Source organism: Mesonia profundi (assembly GCF_031085155.1).
Lineage (GTDB): Bacteria > Bacteroidota > Bacteroidia > Flavobacteriales > Flavobacteriaceae > Mesonia > Mesonia profundi.
This window is the reverse complement of record NZ_JAVHUL010000007.1, coordinates 23,216-44,250: the sequence shown is the minus strand read 5'-3', so window position 1 is coordinate 44,250 and position 21,035 is coordinate 23,216. Positions and strand designations below refer to the sequence as shown.

Sequence of the window (21,035 nt, the reverse complement as noted above, 5' to 3'; positions counted from 1 at the left end):
CACTTCTGTGTTTCAGTTGTTTAAACCTTCCGAAGAAATTACAGAATACAAATTGATAATCAGCAATGGCTGAAGAAAAAAACACTCCTGAAGTAGAAGAAGTAGCTGGAATGGCAACCGATTCTCAACCAGCTCCAAGCGAGCAACAAGAAAATCCTGAAAAATTCTTAAAAGATTTTAACTGGCACAATTATGAAGAGGGAATTGACCCAATTGATGATACAAAGTTAGAAGAGTTTGAGAAATTAGTAGCCGAAAACTTTGTAGATACCTTAGATGATGAGGTAGTAGAAGGTACGGTAATCAACATTACAGATCGTGATGCGATTATTGATATCAACGCAAAGAGTGAAGGGGTAATCTCTCTAAACGAATTTCGTTACAACCCAAGTTTAAAGGAAGGAGATAAAGTAGAAGTGCTTATTGATGTTCGTGAGGACTCAACAGGACAATTGATACTTTCTCACCGTAAAGCTCGTGTAATTAAGGCTTGGGATCGCGTTAATGCGGCCCATGAAGAAGCGACTATCGTTAATGGATTCGTTAAATGTCGTACTAAAGGTGGTATGATTGTAGATGTATTTGGAATCGAAGCCTTCTTACCAGGTTCTCAAATTGACGTGAAGCCAATTAGAGATTACGATGCTTACGTAAATAAAACAATGGAATTTAAAGTGGTGAAAATTAATCACGAGTTTAAAAACGTTGTTGTTTCTCATAAAGCGCTTATTGAAGCAGATATCGAGGAACAGAAAAAAGAAATTATTGGTCAATTAGAAAAAGGTCAAGTATTAGAAGGTACCGTGAAGAATATTACTTCTTACGGTGTGTTTGTTGATCTTGGAGGAGTTGATGGATTAGTTCACATTACAGATCTTTCTTGGTCTAGAATCAACCATCCAAATGAGATTGTTGAATTAGATCAGAAATTGAATGTTGTAATTTTAGACTTTGATGAGGCTAAAACGAGAATTCAATTAGGTCTTAAACAATTAAGCAAACATCCTTGGGAAGCTTTAGACGAAAACTTAAAAGTTGGGGATAAAGTAAAAGGTAAAGTAGTTGTAATCGCAGATTACGGTGCATTTATCGAAGTAGCCGAAGGTGTTGAAGGATTAATCCACGTTTCTGAAATGTCTTGGTCTACGCACTTGCGTTCGGCTCAGGATTTCGTAAATGTAGGAGATGAGGTAGAAGCGCAAATCTTAACTTTAGATAGAGAAGAGCGTAAAATGTCTCTTGGTATTAAGCAATTAACGCCAGATCCTTGGACAGATATTACTACTAAATATCCAGTTGGTTCTCGTCATAATGGTATCGTAAGAAACTTTACTAACTTTGGTGTGTTCGTAGAATTAGAAGAAGGAATTGATGGTTTAATTTATATCTCAGACCTTTCTTGGACTAAGAAAATTAAGCACCCATCAGAATTCTGTAACGTAGGAGATAAATTAGACGTTGTAGTTCTTGAGTTGGATGTGGAAGGACGTAAATTAAGTTTAGGTCATAAGCAAACAGAAGATAATCCTTGGGATAAGTATGTAACTGAGTTCGCAGTAGGAACGAAGCATACCGCTACTATCGATGAGATGGTAGACAAAGGAGCTACGATTGAATTTAACGAAGATATCACCGCATTTGTACCGACACGTCATTTAGAGAAAGAAGATGGATCTAAATTAGGTAAAGGAGACGAAGCTGAGTTTATCATCATTGAATTCAATAAAGAATTTAAGCGTGTAGTTGCTTCTCATATGTCTATTCATAAAGAAGACGAAGCTAAGATTGTAAAACAAGCCGCTAAGAAATCACAAGAGGAGAACAAACCTACTCTTGGAGATGCTAATGCAGACTTACAAGCTTTAAAAGATAAAATGGAAGGGAAGTAATTTTCTGACTATTTATCCATAAATAAAAAGCCTTCTCCTTTGGAGAGGGCTTTTTTTATGGATTTTTTTAAAGTTTTTTTTATGAAATTCAATTGTACTATCCACTCTCTCTCCAATAATAAACTTTTATCACTTATCATCCAGAGTTGAGCACTGCATCCATTAAAACACCTTCGTTCATTGGTTAGGTATCATTGATGTAAACGCTAACTTCTATTTTTGATAAGACAACCGATTTATTTCTACTTTATCTCGTTACATCAAGAATCCAACACATATGTAAGTGGCCGTATTTGCTAAGGCATGGGCAATCCAGCTAGGAATAATACTCCCATTCGCTTTTTTTTCATTTAGATACCCAAAAACATAAGCTATAAGCGCTGTAGAAATAAAAATGATACTTAAAATAGAGAGGTTAAGCGTAATAGTAGCAAAGAGCGCCAAATGTAATACTCCAAAAATGATTGCTTGGAGCGTATTGCCTTTTATAAACCTCATTGAATTAATTAATCCTTTGCCTATAAATCCACGAAATAGAATCTCTTCAGCAAAAGATGTTTTGAATATAGCCACGATTAAAAGAATAATTATTGAATTAGTCCCAACCCCCATCTCTCCTAATTTCCCGGTTATACTATGCGGATTAAACATAATTTCTCTAAAGGAATCACTCTTTAGGGGGGAATCACTAAAATAAGTGATGCCAAGACAGCAAGTAAATTGGCTTTTATATTAGATTTTTTTAAGCCTATAGAATCTAAAAATCCTTTTAAAGTTTTCTTCTTAACCAGATATACTAGAAATGGAATCAGTGTAAAAACTAATATCTGTACAATCGCTCCTATAATTTCTCCTAGCATCTTTTCTTTCTTAAGTCAGTATAAAGTGTTTACATTTAGTGTATTGTGTTTTTGTATTACTAAGTTAGTAAATAAAAATTTATCGTGAGCTCTATTTTTAAATGGATGTCAGTAGAAGCCTGCCTGCGGTAGGTGCTGCTTTTCGTAACGCAGTGAAGAGAAAACAGAGTATCGAGAACTCATGACCGGGACACGAAAATCGTTTTTAACCAAGTCTTCTCGATACAACGGGCTAAGAAAAGCTACGCCATCTAAGGTTGCTTATTTTCTAAAGCAGCCCAATCGAAGTGACATGTCAGTTCGAGTGCTGCTCTTTCGTAATGCAATGGAGAGAAAGCAGTGTATCGAGAACTCATGATCAAGACACGAAAATCGTTTTAGCCGAGTCTTCTCGATACAACCTACTAAGAAAAGCTACGCCATCTAAGATTGCTTGTTTTCTAAAGCAGCCCAATCGAAGTGACAACAACGTTAAACTCCAAACGGGTTATCGATACTATGTGATGGCTCTGTAAACCATTGCGGACCTTCTTCTGTCATATAAACGTGATCTTCTAATCGAATTCCGAATTCATCTGGAACCACAATCATAGGTTCAATACTAAACGTCATTCCTGCTTGTATCTTAATGTCATTTCCTCTTAAAATAAATGGATGTTCGTGGATGTCTAATCCAATACCGTGACCTGTTCTATGCGGTAAACCCGGTAGGTCGTAGTTGGGGCCGAGTCCGTCTTTTTCTAATTGCACGCGTACTTGGTCGTCTATATGCCCGCAAGGCTTGCCGAGTTGTGCGGCATCAAAAGCAGCGAATTGAGCTGCTTTTTCATTTTTCCAAATTTCTTTTTCCTTATCGGTAGCGTCTCCATAACTATAGGTTCTGGTAATGTCAGAAATATAACCGTTATACTGCGTACCGGTATCTACTAAAACAATATCATTTTCCTCCAGTGGTTTTGGTGATTTTACGCCGTGAGGGAAACTAGAATCTTTTCCGAATAAAACAATACAAAAGTAGTTTCCACTGGCAATACCTAATTTTTGATGCGCTTTGTGAATAAAGTCTTCCACTTCGGCGGTGGTAATTCCTGGTTTTAGAATTCTCGCTGTCGCTTGGTGTACTTGCAGGGTTAAGTCCATTGGGTATTGAAGGTGTGCGATTTCAGCTTTGCTTTTCAACATTCTAATATCTCTAATGAGTTCTTCCGCACTGCTAATTTTAAACTTTTTATGTTCTTGAAAATGAGAAACCATCGTAAACGGAGTGGAATCATCCATCGCTAAACGGGTATCTTCTGCAACAGCTTCAGCAATTTTCTGGATGGGGGATTCGTGTTCTAACCAAGGAATGATGCCACCTTTAATTCCGATGAAATCATTAAAAGTACCTATTTCAAATTCAGGAACTACATATTGAAGACTTCCATCAGCAAAAAGAAGCGCTCCTACTAAGCGTTCTGAAGGATGCCATTGCGTATTGGTAAAGTAATAGAGATTTGTTCCTGCATTGATGTAAAGTGCATCTAATCCTTTTGCTTTTAAAGCTGCACATGCTTTATCAATTCTATCTTGAAATTCTTTATCCTTAATAGGAGTTGGCTTTTTGGTTGGAGCGCTTAACTTAGAAAGTTCTTCTTCTGGCGTACTACCGCCAATACCGTATTTTCTATTGCTATTCATTCTTAATGTGTTTTAAAAATTAATGCTGAGACTTCAGCAGAGATGAAACTTTATTATTGATCTACTTCTAGGCAATCTGATTACCCATACAGACGGGTTAATACAGATAGCTTTAAAATTAATCAAATCTAACTGGTATTTTCCTAAAATTTGTATAAAACAACAAGGAGATTCCTCAACATCAACCAGGAGGAAGAGTGATAAATGCTGAAAATTAAATATATTGAACTCCTAAAAGTCTTCCGCAATAAAGTAGTTATTCTTTGAAATTAAGTGAAATAAACGCTTATATTTATAACGAAGTCTAGCTATTTCAAATCAATTTCAAGAAAATTTTATACGTATGATGGTTATAGGAGTTATAATAGGGATTGCACTATTAGTTGTTTTTACTTTATTGCAAAAAGGAAGTAAAGACTCAAAGATGGGAATTAATTTAAGTCGGGTGCATTGTCCTAAGTGCAATGAGAAGCAAGAGATCATACGAAAACCAAATAATATGAAGCAAGCTTTATACGGTGGATATACGTGTACGAACTGTGGCATTGAAATGGATAAGTTTGGAACCGAATTAGAAAAATGATTCATAGAGAGTATCGTTAAGCTTCCATCTCTGCAATGAAATGAGGAGTAAGAAAAAGATAACGAAACTTAATAGGTTCTAAAAAGCTCTCTTAATTTTTAAGAATAATTCTACCAAAAGCAAACACACAAATCCAACGACTAAACCGATTAAAAATTCCCAAACAATGGAGGGTATAGATTCTGGTAAGAAGTTGTGTATAAATTCTATATTGTGAACAAAAATTCCTCCTGCTACTAAAAGTAAGGCAATGGTACCAATAACACTTAAGCTTTTAATGACTTTGGGTAAAGCTGCGACTAATAGTTGTCCTAACTTGTTGGTAAAACTCTTTTCTGATGTGCTTTTTTCTATCAAATGATGACCAGCTTCATCCATTCTTACAATAAGTGCTACAATTCCGTAGACACCTACAGTGGCAATGATAGCAATAATGGTAACTACAATAATTTGGGTAGTAATCGTCTCATTAACGACCGTTCCCAAAGCAATGATGACAATTTCAACCGAAAGAATAAAGTCGGTTAGAATAGCCGATTTTACCCGCTCTTTTTCTAAAGCCAAAATGTCTTCCTTGCTACTTACTTCTTTTAACTCTTCTTTTTTGGACTCATCGTGATGAGGACTAAAGAAATGATAAATCTTTTCGGCACCTTCATAGCCTAGATAAAGTCCACCTAGTAATAAAACCGCGGTAACGGCCCAAGGTAAAAAAGCACTTAATAAAAAGGCAATGGGGAGAATGATGGCTTTGTTTAGGAGCGAACCCTTGGTGATTGCCCAAAGCACAGGAATTTCTCTAGAAGAAACAAAGCCGGAAGCTTTTTCGGCGTTTACCGCCAAATCATCTCCTAATATACCTGCTGTTTTTTTTGCAGCGACTTTACTCATCATCGCCACATCATCCATTAAGGCAGCGATGTCATCTAAAATTGCAAATATTCCTGAAGCCATAATTTATATTTGGAGGTAATAAGGAGAGCTAAAGATTATAAAGCTCTTAACTTCTTTAATTTAGCTTTCCAAGTTTCCAAATCTAGCTTATGACCTTCAATGTTCTTTAAGACCTCTTTAAATAGGGGGTTAGACTCATCTGCATTAGAGAAAAACTGCATGTTGTTTTCCAATTGTCTTATTTCTGCTTTGGTCTCATCAATTCTCTTGCGAATAAAGAACTGCTCTTTTCTTATTTTTTCGGTATCGTCTGCATCATCTAATGCTTGTAAACGATTTTCGTACTTCAGCATTTCAGAGTCTTTCTTACTCAAGTCTAAATCATTGAATAAATGATCCAATATCTTATTGAATTTTCCTTCAATATACTTCATTTTATAAGGTACTCTTCCCAATTCTTTCCATTCAGAAATTTTGGTTTTAATCAGCGCTAAGGCTTCTTTGTGATCTTTAGGTAATTCAAGCTCTTTGATTTTTTCCAGCATTTGCTTTTTCTTTTCAAATGCTTCTATGCCTTCTTTATTCTCTTCGTCTTGCTTAGAATGTAGACGATCAAAGTAGTGGTTACAGGCTTTTTTAAAGCGTTTCCAGATCTTGTCACTATCTTTTCTAGGAACGTGACCTACTTTTCTCCATTCGCTTTGTACCTTTTTCATGATAGGCGTAGTCGCCTCCATGTCGTTATTGTCCTTATTATCTTCGGCAATTTCTACCAATTCTAATTTTTTCTCTAGATTTTGGTACTGCTCTTTTTTAAGATCTTTATAGTAAGCATTCTTTTTGCGGTTAAATTCTCTAACCGTTTCTTTAAACTTAGACCAAGTTTCCTCATTTACATTTCTAGGAACTTTTCCCGCTTTAAAAAACTGCTCTCTTAAAGCTTCTATCTTTTTAATGCGTTGTTGAGCTTGGTTATGAGAGGTGATGTCTAGACTTGCAAATTCTTGTATTTGACTAATCAAGTCATTTTTAACCTCTAGATTTTTCTCTTTCTCTTTATCTAATTCCGCAAAATGAGCTTGTCTATTTTCGTGAATTTTTTTGGTAGCCTCACTAAATTTTCCCCAAATATCTTCGCGGTACTGCTTTTCTACAGGCCCTACATCTTCCTTCCACATTTTGTGAAGCATTTGTAGTTCTCTAAATGCTCTATTGATATTGGTTTCTTGAGCCAATTCTTCAGCTCTAGTGATCATTTTAAGTTTCTGCTCTAGATTGTGCTTAAAGTCCATGTCTCTAAACTCTCTATCTAGGTGCAAGAAATCATAAAAGTGTTCTACGTGATGGTGGTAATTGTTCCAAACCGTATTGTATTGATCTCTTGGGATGGCACCCGCTTTTTTCCAACGTTCTTGCAGCTCTTTAAATTCTTTAAAGTTAGCATTCATGTCGGCTCCAGCCCCAATCATCCCTTTTAACTCTTCAATAATAGCCAGCCTGCGGTTTAAATTTTCATTTAAATTTTGCTTTAGCTGCTGGTAATGAAGGTTACGTTTTTCTTTATAATCGAAATAAGCAGAGTTGAATTCTTTTTTTACGGGAGTAGAGTATTGAAAATCGATGATGTTTCCACCATCTTCCAAGAAATCCTCCTTTTTCTGCTCCATTTCTTCTTCAAACTTCGCATTAAATTCGGTTTTGATTTCCTCTATATGATCTTTTATGGCCTGAATTTTTTGATTCTTGACCAAGGACTGCAACTCACTAACTAAGTCTTTCATGCTCATCGCATGATAGTCTTTCATTTCAATGTCATGTTTTTTCCCGGAATCCTCATCTTCACTTTCTTCCGCAATGGCTTCATCCATTTCCTTATGCATATCGCCGTCCTTAGCTTCTTCTTCCTTCTCTTCAGGATCAGAAATAGGAGTTTCGGCTTGCTTTTCAGAACCAGATTCATCTACGATGGCATTTTCCAAATCGGCATCATTACCTTCTTCTTTGGTTTTAGAATCTGTGGTTTCAGATTTTTTATCGGAACCTGATTTTTTTAACATTTCTGTTTCTGTCTCCGCTTCATCATCTTCCGCGCTTACAGGAGTTTCCACGTTTCTTTCGAAATCTGCTTCCTCTACCATTGCATCTTCTATATTAGCATCTTTATCGCTGTTCTCTTTAGCTTCCGCTGATGGCGTTGGATTTTTTTGTTGTTCTTCGTTTTCTTGATCGTGAGTTTCCTTATCAGACATTTTTTTCAATGTTTAAGTTCATTTAGTTACAGGCTTGAAAGATAGTAACTACGAGTTGTTTCTGCAAGAAAAAATAAACCGAAGGAGGACTTGTTTATTCATTCCAGATTTGCCAAGCTCTTTCTGCCTGATATTCTAGCATTTTCTTACCGTTATATATACTACAACCGCGTATTTTTCCTTTGGCTAAAAACTCTGTGATAGCAGGATTATACACCAAATCGTAGAGGAGGTGAGAAGGTTTTAGAAAATTATAAGGAATGTTTGGGGATTCTTTCACTTTAGGATGGGTTCCTAAGGGTGTACAATTGATAATTAAAGGATGTTCATGAATTATTTTCTCATCCAATTCCGCGTAAGCGAAATCATTATGCTGCGGATTTCTAGAAACAAAACGATAATCAATCCCCATAGATTTTAAAGCATCGGCCACCGCTTTTGATGCACCTCCTTTTCCTAAAATAAGCGCGTGGCTGTGTTGCTTTTCTAAGATAGGAAATAGAGATTTCATAAACCCAAAAGCATCGGTATTGTAACCAATAAGCCTATTATCTACAAATTTGATGGTGTTCACGGCTTTTATTTGTTGCGCTTCCGCGGAAAGTTCGTCTAAAAAAGGAATGATGCTTTCTTTATAAGGAATGGTAACGTTTAACCCCTTAAGCTGTTTGTTTTTGCGAAGAACAGTTTTAAACTCTTGGATGTTTTCTATATCAAAATTATCGTAAACCGCATCAATCTGAAGCTGATTAAATTTATCTTGAAAGAATTTTCTAGAGAAGGAGTACGAGATGTCTTTGCCTATGAGTCCAAATTTTTTCATGCTTGTTTTTCTTTTGAAGTTTTTCCGTAACGTTCTAAACCTATAACAAATAAGATACCTATAATAATAAAAATAAATGCAAGGTAAGTACTTGAATCTGAAAGACTAGGCCAATAACGGTCGTAATTGTCTAAAACAAGGTTGCCATTGGCATCTTTTAAGAACTCTCCGGCATATCCAGTTTTAAAAATCTTTTCTTTCCAAGGCCAAACTACGCCCAATGAGCCTGTAATAAAACCAATAATAATGGCGTAGGTGATGTTTTTGTAATGATTAAGTACAAAACCCAAAATATGAGACAAGGTCACCAATCCAACCACAGATCCTGCGGTAAAGCTGGTAAGTACCTGCAGCAATCTAACCCTCTCGGGATCGTTAGCAAATGAAAAGTCTAGTTTCATAAGGTCTGTAATGGTGTCAAAAAGCGCGTTGACCGAATCGACGAGCAACAATACATAATTACCTATAAGAATAAGAATAAAGGATCCCGACAATCCGGGAAGTGTCATTCCCGAAACACCTATAATTCCGCAAATAAATACAAACCAAAGGTTGTCATTTTCTGTGGCGGGTTCTAATAAACTAATCCCGACTCCTGCAATCATTCCAAGAAGGATAAAAAGAAGGTTTTTAGTAGATTTAAGATTAAAGTCTTTAGCGATAAAGTAAATAGAACCGATGATCATTCCAAAAAACGTGGACCAAACATAGAGTTCGTAATGAACGATGAGGTAATCGAGAATTTTGGAAACGCTAAAATAACTAATCACCATTCCCAAGATGAGAAGACCCAAAAACTTAACGTTTACGTAGTGATAAAAAGACCTAAATTTTCCTTTGAGAAGCAATAAAAACGAACGATAGTTGATTCTTTGCAGCGAATGAATAAACTCTTCATAGAAGCCAGCTACAAAAGCGACCACGCCTCCAGAAACCCCAGGAACTTTATTAGCAGCTCCCATAGCAAGTCCTTTTAGAACCAAAAATAACTTATCTGTAAACGTTCGGGTTTGTTGCATTATACTTCTTTTTGACCAAATCTTTCTAATAAAAAGATGGTTAAAAACCCAATTATCATTAATATAATCGCCCAAATAATTTGCGGATCTATACCTTGGTTAAGGGCTTCATATTTTGTGGGAAGTACACTTATTTCAGAAATCGTTTTGAGGGTTTCAAAGTCTTGCGTTTCTTTTTGAAAAACAGCTAGCGTACCATAATCTGAAACTTGAGATAAATTAATTTCTTTTCCTAATTCTTTACTCCATACGTTTTCGGTAATCTTCCAAGGCCAAACTTTATTTAGGGATCCAAAGATAAATCCGGTAAGTACGGCCAGAGTGCAATTATGATAGTTATTAAAAAGCCATTTTAAAACTCGGCTAAAACTTAAAAGCCCAATGACAGCTCCTACCGCAAATAAGGCTATTTTTTTAAAATCTAAGTCGTGAATAGCATCGCTCAGGGTTTTATAAGCTCCTAAAATTAATAAAATAAAGGATCCTGAAATTCCTGGTAAAATCATCGCACAAATAGCAATAGCTCCCGCAAATAATAAAAAATACGAGTTAGAATTACTGGAAAGTGGTGGGAGGGAAGAAATATAAAAAGCGACTGCGGCTCCCAAAACGAGGGAAATTATAACTGGAATGCTCCAAGTTTTAATCTGTTTGCCAATAAAGTAAATACTAGCGACAATAAGGCCAAAAAAGAACGACCAAATTAAAACGGATTCATTTTCAATGAGATACTTTGCCAATTGCATAAAGGAAACAAAACTAATAATGATTCCCGAAAGCAAAGCAAGGATAAAATTGCCATTTAGCTTTTCCCAAAATGTAGAAAAACCTTCCTTGGGAATGGTTTTAATTAGTGCAATATCTATATTGCTAATCGTGTTGATTAATTCTTCGTAAATACCCGAGATAAAGGCGATGGTTCCTCCAGAAACTCCCGGTACTGCATCTGCAGCTCCCATAGCCATTCCTTTTAATCCTATGGAGAAATAGTCTTTAAATGTTCTTCTCATCAAGTTGGTTCAATTCTGTAAAAGTAAAAATACTAAAATTGAAAAGAAGGCGCTAATTTTAATGCGAGAATTGATTAAGCTTTATATTTATTGATAAGCTTCTGAATACTAGGTCGATTAAAAATATTAGGAAAAACATAATCCATTAAGAGTACATATTCTTGATCTAATGTTAAGCCTTTTTCTAAATGGGCATATCCTTTTATGCCTTGGTTAATGCTAAAGTGTAAACCAGCTAAGCGGTATTCAATTTCAGCCATATCTGGATAAAATTCAGTAGCTTGATACATTGCCTGTATGGCAGTTTCATATTCTCCCAAACTAATGAGTAAATCGCAGCGGGTAATCCAAGTTTCTAACTCATAATTCCCCAGCTCTAAACTTTTCTGAAGTCCTTTTTCGGCTTCCTCCAAAAAGTTAAGCTTTTTATTTATTTTAGAAAATCGCTTCCAATACAATATGTTCTCTTCATCAATCTGTAGCGCTTTATTGATATAATATAAGGCTTTTTGGAAATTGAATTTGCGACAGTGAAAATCGGTGATGGCAATCCAAGCTTTGTCCAATAATGGATCCTCATGAGTTGCTTTTTTATAATAATGAATGGCGAGATCTTCCACCCCTAATTTTTCGTAGCATTTTCCAATACGCAAATAAGCGAAAGCAGTAGGATCGTCTAACTCTAAGGTGATCTGGTAATTTTGAATCGCCTCTTTGTGCCTTTTTAATCTTTCCAGTACTTTTCCTTTTTCTAGGTAAGCGCCAATAAAAAATTCATCTGCAATAATGGCATAATCAAAAGCATCTAAAGCTTCATCGTATTTCTTTAAATTACAGTATTGTTTTCCTATTTGATGCCAAGCAACCTCGCAATAAGGATTTATTTCAATAAAAGAAAGCAAATATTTTATAGATTCTTCTTTTTCTTCTAACACATCAAAACAATAGATAATATTGTATAGCGCACTATAATCCTCTTGGTCTATTTCCAAACATTTCATATAGTTGATTTTGGCATTTTCAAAATCTTCCAAAAACATATATTCCATAGCCAGTAAAGAGTAAACATCTGGCGCATCTGTAGTATTCTCTAATGCGATCTCTAGCATTTTAATCGCTTCTAGGTGTTTGTCTTTTTTAGAGAGAATGTTTGCTTTTTGTATATAAATTTCTTCGTTAGAAGGTTCTATTTTGTGTAAATTATTCAAAATGTAATCTGCATCTTCCAATTTATTTTCAAAAATGAAAATCTCCACTTTAAAGAGCAGTAAATGTATTGAATTGGGATGCTGTTCCAAACCTAAACGCACCGCTTTTTTTGCCAAAGCAATTTTGCCGACTTCTAGGTAATGAAATATAATAGCTTCAAATTCTTCCGAGTCAAAAAACAAAATATCATTTGTTTTAAGCATCGATTCAAATTTAGAAAGAGAGAAATGGTGTCCTTCGTTTTGACTCAAGTACATACACGAATGTTTAATATTTCTACATTACTAAAGTTAGTCAGTAATTTTAATAAAACTAACACTAGCCTTTGTTTGTTGTTAACAAATTAATTAACAGCTTGGGTTTCGATCTCATCTAAGAGATGTATAATCTTTTTACAACCTTCTCTAATTTCTTGCTTAGAAATGGTGAGGGGAGGCGTGATGCGTACCGCTCTTTTTTCAAATAAAAGCCAAAATAAGATAAGTCCTTCTTCTTGCGCCTTTAAAATCAATTGGTTAGCAACTTCTTCCGAAGTAACAATTAAAGCTAACATTAATCCTATGCCACGAATTTCTTCAAGGAGCGAATGTTGCAATAATTCTTTGAATAAGGCTTCCTTTTCTAAGGTTTCTTGCATAAGATTAGAGGAAGTAATTTCTTTTAATGTGGCTAGCGCTGCCGCGGAAATGATTGCGTTTCCACCAAAAGTGGTAATATGTCCCATTTTTGGGGCATCACTTAACGTATTTATGACCTCATTTCTTGCTACGAATGCTCCTGCGGGTAAACCTCCTGCCATTCCTTTTCCTATGACCAAAATATCTGGAACTACGCTATATTTCTGAAAAGCAAATAAATGTCCCGTTCTCCCAAACCCTGGTTGTATTTCATCTAAAATCAATAAAGCGCCTACTTCTTCACAACGTTTTTTTACTTTTTGTAAATAACCGTCTTTAGGCACTATAATTCCTGCGCCCCCCTGAATGGTTTCTAAGACTACCGCAGCGGTTTTACTGGTAATCATTTCAATATCTGCCACCGCATTGAATCGAATGTGGCTAATTTGCGGAATTAAAGGATAGAAAGGTTTTTTTCGTTCTTCAAAATCTGATAGACTTAAAGAGCCCATCGTATTGCCATGATAAGCTTGATGCGCCGAAATAATTTCTTGCCGTCCTGTATACCTTCGCGCCAATTTAAGCGCTCCTTCAATTGCCTCGGTGCCGCTATTCACCATATACGTGGTGGCATTTTCAATTTCGATATGTTGAGCTAATAATTTAGAAAACTCAATCGCGGGAAGTTGAGCGTATTCGCCATACACCATGACGTGCATATACAACTCCAATTGTTCTTTGATCGCAGCGACTACTTTAGGATGCAAATGGCCTAGACTACAAGCAGAAACTCCGGCAACAAAATCTAAATAGCTTTTGCCCGAAGTATCATAAATATAACAGCCTTTGGCACACTGCACTTCGATTCCTAAAGGATGCGGAGTGGTTTGTGCTTGATAGGTTAAAAAGTCCTTTCTCATGGCTTCGACTTTAACTCGGGTTTCTCTTTCTTTAATTCAGGGACTTTGGGTTCTTTTAATTTAACACTGTCTTTGTCCCTGTTTTGAAGTAGTTGGGGGGTAAGTCTAGAGTTTTTATTCAAGATAACTTCTTCTCCTTCCCCTTTCTCTTCAAAAAATTCTTCCTCTTCTTCCGGTAACGGAATTCCTTGTATTTTAGGTAAATCTAGCGGAGGATCATTGATAAACAAATCTTCTTTCTTTTGTAACTGCTCGTCCCCACGCCAATTGAAGCCTTTGAGCTCCCGAGCGTTTTCGGGAAAGTCTTCCTCTCTATATAAAGTGCTTTCTACATCGGTGTAATAATAAATATCGGTGATGGCTTTTTGTTCAAAGAGAATCTTGATGGAGGAGGAGATGGCTTTATCAATTCCGATAAGGGAAGTATCATCATCCCTACTGTAGAAAATCGTTTCCGTATTCTTGATGAAATTGGTCTCGGTGATTTCATTGTCTTCAAACAAACCGATCATTTCTTTTCCCTTCACCTGATTGAAGCCGCTAATGGAGTCTTTTTGAATCATAAATGCATTCTCATAGACTTTTAACGAATCGAGCTGATTGGTTTTTACGTTGTTCAATAAATGAATCGTATCTCCCGTCATTTGATTGTCGCTGGTCCATACCACGGGTTTTCCTATCATTTCGGTTAAGCCCGTATATTCATTTACGGTCACCGAATCACATTTTCCGCTCATATCAGATTTGTACAAGCGCGTATCGTAATAACCTCTAATTAATCGGCGTTCTGGTTTGCCGGTAATCATTAAGGTGTCGCTGTGAATGTGGATAGAATCCTGCTCTTGCTTCATAGAGGCCAAAGCTCTTTTGGTAATAAAAACAGAATCTTTCGCTCGAAACACTTCGGCGTAATGCCCTGTAATAAGAGATTTGTTGGCGGTATCAGTAACTTTAATATTATTGGTGGCAGACGCAAAACTATTCTCCCGATTAAAGTAAATACTATCGCCTTGTAACTTTCTATTTTCGTAATAAATCGTGGAGTTCTTGACAAAGTAACCTTTATCATTTCTAGTGTCGTAAAAACCGCGTTCACAGTAAACTTCACTGGATTCCCCTTTAATGGTGGAAGGTCCAAAAAGATAGGCATGCCCTGTTTCTGAATAAAAATCGATTTGCTCGGAATTAATCACGTATTCTGGATTAGTGACTACCACATTCTGAATAAATGAAATTTTATCCTCTTCCATAAAAAATCTTCCCACCCTACTTTTAATGGTGCTGGCCGTATCTCTTACCGTTCCACCACTTCTGTAAAAAGCCTGTTGTTTGGTACGGTCAAAAAAGAGGGTATCGGTAGTAAGCGTATTTTTTGGAGTGGTGAGAAATACGTTGGTGCTGGCAAAAGCAAATTTTGTTCTCCCATTGTATTCGGCGTATTCACTCGTCATATTAATGGTATCGCCTTGAACCATTTTTACATTTCCGAAGGCCTTAAAGAAATCGTCTTCTTTATAAAAAATAGCTTGATCACACCAAACCTCAATCCCTTCGTGATTAAAGTATACTTGTTTGGTAACTTTACTCAATAAGAAAGCTCCTGGATATTTTTCTTCGTTTTTAATAGATCTTTCACTGGTATAATCTATTTTTTTGGAATCCTCTTGCGCTTGAAGTGAGAATCCTAAAGCTAGAAAGCCAAAAAGAAAGAGAAGGTGATTTTTCAATGCTTTAATTTTTATCAAAAGTAATCATTAAATTGGAATGCTATGTTAAGCTAGCATTTGTCTTCAATCAAAAAACGCTCCAAAAATGGAGCGTTTTAAAATTATTTTCAGTTATTACTAATTCCTGATGATAGTTTGTTTTCTATCTGGCCCCACAGAAACTACGCTAATAGGCACGCCTATAAAGTCTTCGATATACTTGATGTAATCACTAAAGTTTTTTGGGAATTGATCTTCCGAAGACATTTGTGTAAGGTCTTCTTTCCAACCTTTCACTTCTTCATAGATAGGAGAAATATTTTCTTCTTCTATATTAAAAGGTAGGTGATCAATTTTTTCTCCTTTATAGTTGTATTGAGTACATACTTTTAAGGTTTTAAAGCCGCTGAGTACATCGCCTTTCATCATCATGAGTTGCGTTACCCCGTTCACTTGAACGGCATATTTTAAAGCTACTAAATCTAACCAGCCACAACGTCTTGCTCTTCCTGTAGTGGCTCCAAACTCATTTCCTGCTTTTGCCATTCTGGCACCGTCTTCATCAAACAATTCAGTAGGGAAAGGACCGCTACCCACACGCGTGGTGTACGCCTTAAAAATCCCGTAAACTTCTTTAATTTTATTTGGTGCTACGCCTAAACCTGTACAGGCTCCAGCAGCGGTAGTATTACTTGAAGTTACAAAAGGGTAGGTTCCAAAGTCAATATCTAATAACGAACCTTGCGCTCCTTCTGCTAAAATAGTTTTATTATTTTTCTGCGCTTGATCTAAATATTCTTCAGAATCTATAAATCTAAGTTCTTTTAAGGCTTTCACAGCTCCAAAAAACTCTTTCTCTAATTCTTTTAAATTATATTGAATATCTACATTATAATAAGCAATCATAGACTCGTGCTTATTAGCTAGGGCACGGTATTTCTCTTTCCAATTGTCCATTTCTAAATCTCCTATACGCAAACCGTTTCTTCCGGTTTTGTCCATATACGTAGGGCCAATTCCTTTTAAGGTAGAACCAATTTTAGCTTTCCCTTTAGACGTTTCTGAAGCGGCATCTAAAAGCCTATGGGTGGGAAGAATAATATGTGCTTTCCTAGAGATAAAAAGCTTAGAAACGATATCGATATTAAACTGTTTTAGATTGTCCAGTTCTTTATTAAAGATCACAGGGTCAATCACCACACCATTCCCTACCAAGTTGATGGTTTTATCGTGAAAAATTCCCGAAGGGATGGTATGCAAGACGTGTTTTATGCCGTCAAATTCTAGGGTGTGACCCGCATTTGGGCCTCCTTGAAATCGTGCAATAATATCATAATTCTTAGTGAGTACGTCAACGATTTTTCCTTTTCCTTCGTCTCCCCACTGTAGTCCTAATAGCAAATCTACTGCCATAAAATTTTTATTTGGATGTTTTTTTATTTCCGTAAAAGTATAAGGAATGCTTGCTAATTTCTATATCAAACACTTCTTCTATAGTTTTCTTAATGGATTCTATTCTTGGATCACAAAATTCTATTACTTCTCCTGTATCGGTTAAGATGACATGATCGTGCTGCTTATCAAAATAAGATTTTTCATATTGTGCTTGGTTTTTGCCAAACTGATGTTTTCTTACTAAGCCGCAATCTAAAAGAAGCTCTATGGTATTGTATAAAGTAGCTCTACTTACACGGTAGTTTTTATTTTTCATCGTGATGTATAAGGTCTCAATATCAAAATGCTCCTCATTATCATAAATCTCTTGAAGAATAGCAAAACGCTCGGGCGTTTTACGGTGTTTCTTATCCTCTAAAAACTTGGTAAATACGTTTTTAACTACTGCTTGGTCGTTATTTTCTTTCTTTGTGCTTTCCATACGCTGGTTGCAAATTTAAGCTTTATTCACGGGTTACTTTATCAATTCCGTTTATTTTTTTAAGTCGCGTCATTAATTTTTTTAGAATCGTCTTATTTTTTACAATAACGGTAATTTTTCCCTGAAAAACACTGTCGTGGCTATCAAAAGATATGTTACGCATATCTACATTGAGGTTATTGGAAATTTCTTTGGTAATCTGACTTACCAAGCCTAAATCATCTAATCCCGTAAGTTTAATGATCGCTCTAAATTCTTGTTGAGTAGAGTCCACCCATTTGGCCGTCATAATGCGATATGCATAATTACTCTGCAGCTGAATGGCGTTAGGACATTCTTTCTTGTGAACGTTAATTCCGTCATTAACGGTGACAAAACCAAATACAGAATCTCCAGGAATAGGATTACAACAATTCGCTAATTTATACTCTAACTTATCTTCCTCCTTTCCAAAGACGAGCAAATCATAATTAGTGGTGATTTCCTCTTTATTCACTTCTTCAGGAACGCTTGGTTTTCTCATCTTACTTTTAAAGAAAGAAACCAAGGCATTGCTTCTAGAAGCGTTATATTCTTTAAGCGCTATATTATCTATAGTCCCTATACCTACGCGGTAAAATAGGTCTAAACTGGTTTTGAGTTTAAAAAACTTAACCAATTCGTTAATGGTTTGGGGGCTGTAAGGCACTTTAAGCGAGCGTAATTTTCTTTGCAAAATGGCTTTGCCATCTTCTGCTAAATCTTTATGCTCATCTTTTAAGGCATTTTTAATTTTAGATTTGGCCCTTGCTGTAGTGGCATAGTCCAGCCAATTGTTGTTGGGTTTGGTGTTTTCAGAAGTAATGATCTCTACTTGATCTCCACTTTTTAAGGTATGACTTAACGGAACCAGCTTGCCGTTTACTTTGGCGCCTCTAGTTTTTAAGCCTACTTCGGTATGTATACTAAAGGCAAAATCTAATGGGGAAGAACCTTTGGGTAAAGATTTTAAATCTCCCTTTGGTGTAAAAACAAAAATTTCTTTAGAGTAGAGGTTGAGTTTAAATTCCTTTACAAAATCTACCGCGTTGCCTTCACTATTTTCTAAGGCTTCTTGCAATTTATTAAGCCACTGCTCTAAGTTTTCATCTTCTTGTTTTGCACCGTGTTTGTATTTGTAATGTGCTGCGTAGCCTTTTTCTGCAATCTCGTTCATGCGCTCACTGCGTATTTGTACTTCTACCCAGCGACCTTTGGGGCCCATAACCGTAATGTGCAAGGCTTCGTACCCTGTAGTTTTGGGAGAAGAAATCCAATCTCTTAAGCGAATGGGATTGGGGCGAAAATGATCGGTGACAATGGAGTATATTTTCCAGGCTAAAAATTTCTCTTCTTCGGGTTTACCCTTGTAGATAATTCTAATGGCAAACTTATCGTAGATTTCATCGAAGCTTACATTTTGCGTTAAAATTTTCTTCCGAATGGAATAAATAGATTTTGGTCTTCCCTTAATATCATAATCTATATTTTCTTTATCTAAGGTATCAGAAATTACTTTAGAAAAATCTTTTATATAGAGGTCTTGCTCTTCCTTACTGTCTTTTATTTTAGTTAAAATATCCTTATACATTTCTGGTTCGGTATATTTTAAACTCAAATCTTCCAGTTCGGTTTTTATGTTATATAAACCAATACGATGGGCTAGGGGCGCATAAATATAAAGTGTTTCTGAAGCAATTTTAACCTGCTTATCCTCCCGCATAGAATCCATGGTTTGCATATTATGGAGTCGATCGGCGATTTTAATAATGATTACTCGGATGTCATCATTCAGCGTAAGCAACATTTTTCTAAAGTTTTCCGCCTGAAGCGAAACATCTTTATCGTGCTCTAAATCACTTATTTTGGTGAGTCCTTCTACAATTTTAGCGACCACCTTTCCAAACATGTCTTCCATGTCTTGAAGCGTAAAAACCGTGTCTTCTACCACATCATGCAGAAGGGCAGCTGCAATAGAAGTCGCATCTAGACCAATCTCTGAAGCTACTATTTTTGCCACTTCTATAGGGTGAAAAATATAGGCTTCTCCAGATTTTCTTCGTTGTTCTTTGTGAGCATCTACCGCAACCTCAAAGGCTTTTCTAATGAGAACTTTGTCCTCATCAGTTAAAGCGCGGTAACTAATGCGTAAGAGTTCTTTATATTCTCGAGCAATTTTCTTGTTCTCTTTGCTTATTTGTTCTTCTGTCATCATAAGTCTAAGGTACTAATTATCTCTTATTTTTTAAATTAAAAATGCGTTGTGCTAAACTAGGATGTGAATAATGGAAAAATACATAAGCCGGATGCGGAGTTAAGTTACTGAGGCTGTTGCTAGAAAGCTTTTTTAGACTACTAATTAAAGGTAGAGCTGCGTAGGTTTCTTTGGCAAAATTATCGGCTTGATATTCAAATTTCCGACTTAGTAAACTCATCAATAAACCTGTAATTTCTGAAATGGGCGTGTATAAAATTCCAAAAGCGATTAAACCTATATGAAAACTGGTTTCTTCTACCCCCAAAGCTTGGGAAAGCAGCGGATTATTAACCAAAAGTGACAAAACCCATAAGGTGATTCCTGTGGTGATCACACTTAAGCTTAGGTTATAGATAATGTGTTTTCTTTTGTAATGCCCTACTTCATGCGCTAAAACAGCTACAATTTCTTCTTCTTCTAAATCGTTGACCAAAGTGTCGTAAAGCGTAATTCTTTTCTCTTTCCCAAACCCAGAAAAGTAAGCATTGGCTTTGGTGCTGCGTTTGGAACCGTCAATAATAAAAATCTTATCGATTTGGAAACCTACATTTTTGGCGTAAGCTTCAATTTTATGTCGAAGAGAACCTTCTTCTAGCGGAGTTTGTTTGTTAAATAACGGGACAATTAATCTACTATAAAACATATTCATCACTATAGAAAATACAGTAACCATCGCCCAAGCGTAGATCCAGAAATCACTTCCGGTAAGCTGATAAAACCAAATAATCAAAGCAAGAATTCCTCCGCCAAGAACGGCTCCCATCAGCCAGCCTTTTAATTTGTCTAGAAAAAAGGTGGCTTTAGTGGTTTTATTGAAACCAAATTTTTCTTCAATCACAAAGGTGCTGTAATACGAAAACGGCGTGGTTAGAATATCACTGGCAAATAAAATAATTCCGAAGAAAACCAATGCAATGATAATAGGATTATCGCTGGTGTTTCTAGCCATCTCATCCACATAGGCAAAACCATCTAAAAAGAAGAAAGCCAGTGTGAGCAATAAAGAGAAAGTAGAGGTAATGATCCCAAATTGGTAGTTGGTTTTCTTGTAGGCTTGCGAGCGTTGATACTCGGCGTCTTTGTAGACATCTGCAAGCTCTTCGGGCAATTTATCGTTAAAATGTTTCGCATTCAGCGCATCTAAAACTTGATCAAAGATAAAGTTGAAGACAATAATTGCAATAAGAATATAAAAAAGCAGCTGTGGAGTCATAAAAGTAATTAGTAATGATCAATGAGTAATGTGTAATTAGCAACACTAATTTTTAATAAATAATTAATAAGGTGTAATCTAAATTATTCTTTTGAAGTATCAATAATTTACACTAAAAATTTTATTTTTGCTAACTGCTAACTGCTAACTGCTAACTGCTAACTGCTAACTGCTAACTGCTAACTGCTAACTGCTAACTGCTAACTGCTAAC

17 protein-coding genes are annotated in these 21,035 nt (G+C 36.0%); 2 read left to right on the top strand and 15 right to left on the bottom strand.

Translation table 11 applies throughout. From position 1 onward, the window contains the following. Positions 1-65 precede the first annotated feature (65 nt). Positions 66-1,889: a 30S ribosomal protein S1 gene (gene rpsA, locus RBU60_RS04070; protein WP_308863392.1), complete on the top strand. Its 1,824-nt coding sequence runs from the start codon at positions 66-68 to the stop codon at positions 1,887-1,889. 255 nt (positions 1,890-2,144) lie between these two features. On the opposite strand, the gene RBU60_RS04065 is transcribed toward rpsA, so the two are convergent. From RBU60_RS04065 to RBU60_RS04055, 3 genes are all read right to left on the bottom strand, one after another. Beyond that, positions 2,145-2,540: a CPBP family intramembrane glutamic endopeptidase gene (locus RBU60_RS04065; protein WP_308863391.1), complete on the bottom strand. Its 396-nt coding sequence runs from the start codon at positions 2,538-2,540 to the stop codon at positions 2,145-2,147. 23 nt (positions 2,541-2,563) lie between these two features. Further along, a complete protein-coding gene (locus RBU60_RS04060; protein ID WP_308863389.1) occupies positions 2,564-2,749 on the bottom strand; it encodes a hypothetical protein in 186 nt (61 codons plus the stop codon). A gap of 471 nt (positions 2,750-3,220) precedes the next feature. Then, on the bottom strand, positions 3,221-4,429 hold the full coding sequence (locus tag RBU60_RS04055) for a M24 family metallopeptidase (protein ID WP_308863388.1): 1,209 nt from the start codon (positions 4,427-4,429) through the stop codon (positions 3,221-3,223). 343 nt (positions 4,430-4,772) lie between these two features. On the opposite strand from RBU60_RS04055, the gene RBU60_RS04050 reads away from it, so the two are divergent. Continuing rightward, positions 4,773-5,012: a hypothetical protein gene (locus RBU60_RS04050; RefSeq protein ID WP_308863387.1), complete on the top strand. Its 240-nt coding sequence runs from the start codon at positions 4,773-4,775 to the stop codon at positions 5,010-5,012. A gap of 78 nt (positions 5,013-5,090) precedes the next feature. Here RBU60_RS04050 and RBU60_RS04045 read toward each other — a convergent pair whose 3' ends face one another. The 12 genes from RBU60_RS04045 to RBU60_RS03990 form a co-directional block, all read right to left on the bottom strand. Next, a complete protein-coding gene (locus RBU60_RS04045; RefSeq protein WP_308863386.1) occupies positions 5,091-5,966 on the bottom strand; it encodes a DUF808 domain-containing protein in 876 nt (291 codons plus the stop codon). A 35-nt stretch (positions 5,967-6,001) separates the two neighbouring features. After that, positions 6,002-8,155: a DUF349 domain-containing protein gene (locus tag RBU60_RS04040; RefSeq protein ID WP_308863385.1), complete on the bottom strand. Its 2,154-nt coding sequence runs from the start codon at positions 8,153-8,155 to the stop codon at positions 6,002-6,004. A gap of 94 nt (positions 8,156-8,249) precedes the next feature. Then, positions 8,250-8,978: a shikimate dehydrogenase family protein gene (locus tag RBU60_RS04035; RefSeq protein WP_308863384.1), complete on the bottom strand. Its 729-nt coding sequence runs from the start codon at positions 8,976-8,978 to the stop codon at positions 8,250-8,252. Further along, positions 8,975-9,997, bottom strand: coding sequence for a DUF368 domain-containing protein (locus RBU60_RS04030; protein ID WP_308863383.1), 1,023 nt, complete (start codon positions 9,995-9,997; stop codon positions 8,975-8,977). Before RBU60_RS04030 ends, RBU60_RS04035 begins: the two co-directional genes overlap by 4 nt. Then, positions 9,997-11,007 carry a DUF368 domain-containing protein gene (locus tag RBU60_RS04025; protein ID WP_308863382.1) on the bottom strand — a complete coding sequence of 337 codons (1,011 nt, stop codon included), beginning with the start codon at positions 11,005-11,007 and terminating at the stop codon, positions 9,997-9,999. Before RBU60_RS04025 ends, RBU60_RS04030 begins: the two co-directional genes overlap by 1 nt. A 74-nt stretch (positions 11,008-11,081) precedes the next feature. After that, complete coding sequence (locus RBU60_RS04020) at positions 11,082-12,473, bottom strand: tetratricopeptide repeat protein (RefSeq protein ID WP_308863381.1); 1,392 nt, start codon at positions 12,471-12,473, stop codon at positions 11,082-11,084. 86 nt (positions 12,474-12,559) lie between these two features. Further along, on the bottom strand, positions 12,560-13,753 hold the full coding sequence (locus RBU60_RS04015) for an aspartate aminotransferase family protein (protein WP_308863380.1): 1,194 nt from the start codon (positions 13,751-13,753) through the stop codon (positions 12,560-12,562). Continuing rightward, positions 13,750-15,480, bottom strand: coding sequence for an OstA-like protein (locus RBU60_RS04010; protein ID WP_308863379.1), 1,731 nt, complete (start codon positions 15,478-15,480; stop codon positions 13,750-13,752). The genes RBU60_RS04015 and RBU60_RS04010 overlap by 4 nt, the downstream gene beginning before the upstream one ends. 117 nt (positions 15,481-15,597) lie before the next feature. After that, on the bottom strand, positions 15,598-16,872 hold the full coding sequence (locus tag RBU60_RS04005) for an adenylosuccinate synthase (RefSeq protein ID WP_308863378.1): 1,275 nt from the start codon (positions 16,870-16,872) through the stop codon (positions 15,598-15,600). Positions 16,873-16,879: 7 nt separating this feature from the next. Continuing rightward, positions 16,880-17,335 (bottom strand): Fur family transcriptional regulator, encoded by a 456-nt coding sequence (locus RBU60_RS04000; protein ID WP_308863377.1) that lies wholly within the window; start codon positions 17,333-17,335, stop codon positions 16,880-16,882. 22 nt (positions 17,336-17,357) lie between these two features. Next, positions 17,358-19,565 carry a RelA/SpoT family protein gene (locus RBU60_RS03995; RefSeq protein WP_308863451.1) on the bottom strand — a complete coding sequence of 736 codons (2,208 nt, stop codon included), beginning with the start codon at positions 19,563-19,565 and terminating at the stop codon, positions 17,358-17,360. Between the two features lie 19 nt (positions 19,566-19,584). Next, positions 19,585-20,823, bottom strand: a complete 1,239-nt coding sequence (locus RBU60_RS03990; RefSeq protein ID WP_308863376.1) for a M48 family metallopeptidase — start codon at positions 20,821-20,823, stop codon at positions 19,585-19,587. Positions 20,824-21,035: the final 212 nt, after the last annotated feature.

Bases quoted from the DNA above. Each gene is read 5' to 3' on its own strand.
- RBU60_RS04050 (WP_308863387.1), top strand. From the start codon at position 4,773: ATGATGGTTATAGGAGTTATAATAGGGATTGCACTATTAGTTGTTTTT.
- RBU60_RS04025 (WP_308863382.1), bottom strand. From the start codon at position 11,007: ATGAGAAGAACATTTAAAGACTATTTCTCCATAGGATTAAAAGGAATG.
- RBU60_RS04000 (WP_308863377.1), bottom strand. From the start codon at position 17,335: ATGGAAAGCACAAAGAAAGAAAATAACGACCAAGCAGTAGTTAAAAAC.
- rpsA (WP_308863392.1), top strand. From the start codon at position 66: ATGGCTGAAGAAAAAAACACTCCTGAAGTAGAAGAAGTAGCTGGAATG.
- RBU60_RS03995 (WP_308863451.1), bottom strand. From the start codon at position 19,565: ATGACAGAAGAACAAATAAGCAAAGAGAACAAGAAAATTGCTCGAGAA.
- RBU60_RS04040 (WP_308863385.1), bottom strand. From the start codon at position 8,155: ATGTCTGATAAGGAAACTCACGATCAAGAAAACGAAGAACAACAAAAA.
- RBU60_RS04035 (WP_308863384.1), bottom strand. From the start codon at position 8,978: ATGAAAAAATTTGGACTCATAGGCAAAGACATCTCGTACTCCTTCTCT.
- RBU60_RS04020 (WP_308863381.1), bottom strand. From the start codon at position 12,473: ATGTACTTGAGTCAAAACGAAGGACACCATTTCTCTCTTTCTAAATTT.
- RBU60_RS04055 (WP_308863388.1), bottom strand. From the start codon at position 4,429: ATGAATAGCAATAGAAAATACGGTATTGGCGGTAGTACGCCAGAAGAA.
- RBU60_RS04030 (WP_308863383.1), bottom strand. From the start codon at position 9,997: ATGCAACAAACCCGAACGTTTACAGATAAGTTATTTTTGGTTCTAAAA.
- RBU60_RS04045 (WP_308863386.1), bottom strand. From the start codon at position 5,966: ATGGCTTCAGGAATATTTGCAATTTTAGATGACATCGCTGCCTTAATG.
- RBU60_RS04060 (WP_308863389.1), bottom strand. From the start codon at position 2,749: ATGCTAGGAGAAATTATAGGAGCGATTGTACAGATATTAGTTTTTACA.
- RBU60_RS03990 (WP_308863376.1), bottom strand. From the start codon at position 20,823: ATGACTCCACAGCTGCTTTTTTATATTCTTATTGCAATTATTGTCTTC.
- RBU60_RS04065 (WP_308863391.1), bottom strand. From the start codon at position 2,540: ATGTTTAATCCGCATAGTATAACCGGGAAATTAGGAGAGATGGGGGTT.
- RBU60_RS04005 (WP_308863378.1), bottom strand. From the start codon at position 16,872: ATGGCAGTAGATTTGCTATTAGGACTACAGTGGGGAGACGAAGGAAAA.
- RBU60_RS04015 (WP_308863380.1), bottom strand. From the start codon at position 13,753: ATGAGAAAGGACTTTTTAACCTATCAAGCACAAACCACTCCGCATCCT.